The 4575-nt window shown below is 76.7% G+C and carries 3 protein-coding genes; 2 read left to right on the top strand and 1 reads right to left on the bottom strand.

The features are described from left to right. Positions 1-121: 121 nt before the first annotated feature. Both recN and HCN52_RS22075 read left to right on the top strand, forming a co-directional pair. Positions 122-1885 (top strand): DNA repair protein RecN, encoded by a 1764-nt coding sequence (gene recN / locus HCN52_RS22080; RefSeq protein WP_168090199.1) that lies wholly within the window; start codon positions 122-124, stop codon positions 1883-1885. A gap of 222 nt (positions 1886-2107) precedes the next feature. After that, complete coding sequence (locus HCN52_RS22075; protein ID WP_168090198.1) at positions 2108-3214, top strand: glycosyltransferase family 4 protein; 1107 nt, start codon at positions 2108-2110, stop codon at positions 3212-3214. A 75-nt stretch (positions 3215-3289) separates the two neighbouring features. On the opposite strand, the gene mgrA is transcribed toward HCN52_RS22075, so the two are convergent. Continuing rightward, complete coding sequence (gene mgrA / locus HCN52_RS22070) at positions 3290-4336, bottom strand: L-glyceraldehyde 3-phosphate reductase (RefSeq protein ID WP_168090197.1); 1047 nt, start codon at positions 4334-4336, stop codon at positions 3290-3292. Positions 4337-4575 lie beyond the last annotated feature (239 nt).

The following is a 4575-nucleotide window of genomic DNA, read 5'->3' as shown; positions in this document are numbered from 1 at the left end:
CGTCCGCGGACCGCCGGCCGTTCCCGGCTGCCCGCGCGGCAGTCCGCGGTGGACGGCCCGCGGCCCGGCGACGCCCGCCCCCGGACGGGCCTCGCGTCACCATGGCCCGCGCGGACCTCGTATGGTCGTATCCGTGTTGGAGGAGATGCGGATCAAGGACCTGGGCGTGATCGACGACGCGGTCGTCGAACTGTCCACCGGCTTCACCGCCGTCACCGGCGAGACCGGTGCCGGCAAGACCATGGTCGTCACCAGCCTCGGGCTGCTGCTCGGTGGCCGGGCCGACGCCGCACTGGTACGCGCCGGCGCGTCCGGCGCCCTGGTGGAGGGCCGACTCCGGTTGCCTCCCGACGCGCCCGCCGCGCTCCGGGCCGCGGAGGCGGGTGCGGAGCTGGAGGACGACGTCCTGCTGATCAGCCGCACCGTCTCGGCGGAAGGGCGCTCGCGTGCCCATGTCGGCGGCCGCTCCGCCCCCGCCGGCCTCCTCGCCGAACTGGGCGAGGGACTCGTCGCGGTGCACGGGCAGAACGACCAGCAGGGCATGCTCCGCCCCGCACGCCAGCGCGAGGCTCTCGACCGGTACGCGGGGGAGCCGGTGGCCCGCGCCCTCACCGCCTGGGGCACCACCTACCGCGAACTGCGCGAGGTCACCACCACGCTCGACGAGCTGACCCGGCGCGCCCGGGAGCGTGCGCAGGAGGCCGACCTGCTGCGGTTCGGCCTCGACGAGATCGGCGCGGTCGAACCGATCCCCGGCGAGGACGCCGACCTCACCGCCGAGGCCGGGCGCCTGGGCCACGCCGACGCGCTGGCGACCGCCGCCACCACCGCCCACGACGCGCTCGCCGGCGACCCCGCCGACCCCGAGGGGATCGACGCCGCCACCCTGGTGGCCGGGGCCCACCGCGCGCTGGAGGCCGCCCGTTCCCACGACCCGGCGCTCGCCTCCCTCGCCGATCGGCTCGCCGAGGTCGGCATCCTCCTCTCCGACGTCGCCGGGGACCTCGCGGGCTACGCCGACGACCTCGACGCCGACCCGCTGCGGCTCGCCGCCGTCGAGGAGCGCCGCGCGCTGCTCGGCGGGCTGACCCGCAAGTACGGCGAGGACATCGACGCCGTCCTGGCATGGGCCGAGCAGGCGCAGGCCCGGCTGGTCGAACTGGACGGCGACGACGACCACATCGAGGAGTTGACCGCACGCCGTGCGGAACTCCGCGCCCGACTCGCGGAACTCGCCCGTACCCTCACCGACGCCCGCGCCGAGGCGGCCGGCCGCTTCGGCGACGCCGTCACCGCCGAACTCGGCGGGCTGGCGATGCCGCACGCCCGCGTCAGCATCGCGCTGCGCCGTACCGAACTCCCCGCGGACGCCGAGGGGCTCGACCTCGACGGCGCCCACGTCGCCTACGGACCGCACGGCACCGACGAGGCGGAGCTGCTGCTGGCCCCGCACCCCGGCTCGCAGCCGCGCCCCGTCGCCAAGGGCGCCTCCGGCGGTGAGCTGTCCCGCGTGATGCTCGCCATCGAGGTGGTCTTCGCCCACGCGGCCCCGGTGCCCACCTACCTCTTCGACGAGGTCGACGCCGGAGTCGGGGGCAAGGCGGCGGTCGAGGTCGGCCGCCGGCTGGCACGGCTCGCCCGGAACGCGCAGGTCGTGGTGGTCACCCACCTGCCGCAGGTGGCCGCCTTCGCCGACCGGCACCTGGTGGTCGAGAAGACCCACGACGGGTCGGTCACCCGCAGCGGGGTGCAGGACGTCCGGGGCGAGGAGCGCATCCGCGAACTCTCCCGGATGCTCGCCGGCCAGGAGGACTCCGACCTCGCCCGCGCCCACGCCGAGGAACTGCTGGCCGCCGCGGCCGACCCGGGAGCCGCCGCGGGCTGACCCGGCTGCGGACCGCGCCCCGCCACCGGCCGCACCGCCCGCCCGCGGGCACCGCGCCGGGGCACGACGCCTCCCGCCGCCCGGGCGCCGGTGTGCTCCCCGAGCCACCCACGCCACCGCTTCGCGCCATCCTCACCCGTGCGGGTGGCGGACGGTCACCCCGACCGGGTGAACTGGCATCCTGGACGCCAGCCCACCGCCCGAGCCCAGGAGCAGCCAGCCGTGAGCGGCATCCCCGCACAGTCGCCCGGACCCAGGCCCCTGCACGTGCTCCAGCTGCTCGGCAGCGGCGGCGCCGGCACCGGCGACCACGTCAGGTCCCTCGCCGCCGGACTCGTCGCCCGCGGGGTGAAGGTCACCGTCTGCGCCCCGGCGACGGCCGAGCGCCACTACCGGTTCGCCGACGTCGGCGCCCGCTTCGCGGAACTCCCCGCCGGCTCGCGGACCCGTGCGGCCTGGCGTGCCCACACCCTCGCCGCCCGCGCGGACCTCGTCCACGCCCACGGGCTGCGGGCCGGCGCCGTCGCCGCGCTGGCGACCCGTGCCCGGCCCGTGCCGCTCGTGCTCACCTGGCACGTCCGCCGCGACGCCTACGGGCCCACCGCGCCGCTGCGCGACGCCACCGAGGCCATGGTCGCCCGGGCGTCGTCCGTGGTGCTGGGCGCCACCACCGACCTGGTCGACCGCGCCCGCCGGCGCGGCGCCCGCGACGCCCGACTGGCCCCCGTCGGGCTGCCGGGCTCCCGCACACCCTCGGCCGACGCCCCCGGCAGCCGCTCCGCGCGCCGCGAACTCGGCCTGGGCGAGAGCCCGCTGCTGCTCGCCACCGCCACGCTGGAACCCGGCCAGGGCCACGAGACGCTGCTCTCCGCCGCCGGACACTGGCGGGACCGCGGTGCGCCGCCGCTGCTGGCACTGGTGGGGGACGGGCCGCTGCGCACCGACCTCGAACGGCGCGTCACCCGCGAACAGCTTCCCGTGCGGCTGCTGGGCGACCGCCGGGACGGGCGGCGGCTGCTGGCCGCGGCGGACATCGCGGTCAGCGCCGGCGGGTGGGACGGCCGGGGACTGGCCGCGCAGGAGGCGCTGCGTGTCGGGGTGCCGCTGGTGGCGGCGGGGGTCGGCGGTATGCCGCGACTGGTCGGTGACGCCGCCGTCCTGGTGCCCGCGGCCGAGCCGCGGGCGCTGGCCGACGCCGTCACCGGACTGCTCGCCGACCCCGACCGCCGCGCCGCGCTCTCCGCCGCGGGCCGCAGCCGGGCGGAGAGCTGGCCCACCGAGGACCACACCGTCGCCCACGTCCTCAGCGTCTACGACGAGTTCGCCTGAAGCGCCCGGCTCGCGACCGACCGCGTGACGGCGCCCCGGGGGTGGGGGGGGACCCGTCCCCCCCCCCCCGGCCCGTCACTTCCGCTTGGCCCAGATGTTGACCCCGCTGGTCGAGACGGCCAGCTCGTCGATCTCCGCCAGCTCCGCGTCGCTCAGCGGCGCCGCGTCCAGCGCCGCCACGTTCTGCTCCACCTGCCGCACGCTGGAGGCGCCGATCAGCGCGGAGGTCATCCGCGGGTCGCGCAGCACCCAGGTCAGCGCCATCTGCGCCAGGCTCTGCCCGCGTCGCTCGGCGATGGCGTTGAGCCCGCGCACCCGCTCCACCAGTTCCTCCGTCAGCAGCCCCGCGTCCAGCGAGGTGCCCTTCGCCGCGCGCGAGTCGGCCGGCACCCCGTCGAGGTACTTGTCGGTGAGCAGGCCCTGGGCGAGCGGCGCGAAGGAGATGCACCCCATGCCGGCCGCCTCCAACGTGTCGAGCAGGCCGTCCTCCTCCGTCCAGCGGTTGATCATCGAGTACGACGGCTGGTGGATGAGCGGTCGGACGCCCATCTCCCGCAGCAGCCGCACCGCCTCGGCGGTCTGCTCGGAGTTGTAGGAGGAGACGCCGACGTACAGCGCCTTCCCCTGCGAGACGGCCGACGCCAGGGCGCCCATCGTCTCCTCCAGCGGGGTGTGCGGGTCGAAGCGGTGCGAGTAGAAGATGTCGACGTAGTCGACACCCATGCGGCGCAGCGAGGCGTCCAGGGAGGACATCAGGTACTTGCGGGAACCCCACTCGCCGTACGGTCCGGCGTGCATCCGGTACCCCGCCTTGGTGGAGAGGATCAGCTCGTCGCGGTACGGGGCGAAGTCCTGCCGCAGCAGCTTCCCGAAGTTCGCCTCGGCCGACCCGGGCGGCGGCCCGTAGTTGTTGGCCAGGTCGAAGTGGGTGACCCCGAGGTCGAACGCGCTGCGCAGGATGGCGCGCTGGTTCTCCAGCGCCCGGTCGTCGCCGAAGTTGTGCCACAGCCCGAGGGAGACCGCGGGCAGCAGCAGGCCGCTCGTGCCGCTGCGCCGGTAGTGCATCCCCGCGTACCGCTGCTCGGCGGCGAGGTAGGGTCCGTCGGTTCCGTGGTCCGTCATCTGTCCTCATCTCCTCGGCTGCCGGTGGCCCGTCGGCGGCCACCGGGAGAGCGGGGCCGGCGAGCGGCCCCACGAGATGGGTATCACCTCCGGCTCCGACCTACGCGGTGGACCCTCCCCGGGCAGGCGCGTCGGGAGCCGGCCGGCGGCACACGCGCCGCGTGCGAGACGCCCCGCGGCACGACGGGTCCGCGCCGGTGGCGGGCCGCGGACGACGCGCCCCGGACGCCGAGGGGCGC

This window comes from Streptomyces bohaiensis, from assembly GCF_012033785.1.
GTDB classification, from domain to species: Bacteria; Actinomycetota; Actinomycetes; order Streptomycetales; family Streptomycetaceae; genus Streptomyces; species Streptomyces bohaiensis.
The sequence above is the reverse complement of the archived record's forward strand: the minus strand, read 5'-3'. Positions and strand labels throughout refer to the sequence as shown.

Excerpts from the sequence above, each read along its gene's own strand:
- recN (WP_168090199.1), top strand. The coding sequence starts at position 122 with ATGGTCGTATCCGTGTTGGAGGAGATGCGGATCAAGGACCTGGGCGTG.
- mgrA (WP_168090197.1), bottom strand. The coding sequence starts at position 4,336 with ATGACGGACCACGGAACCGACGGACCCTACCTCGCCGCCGAGCAGCGG.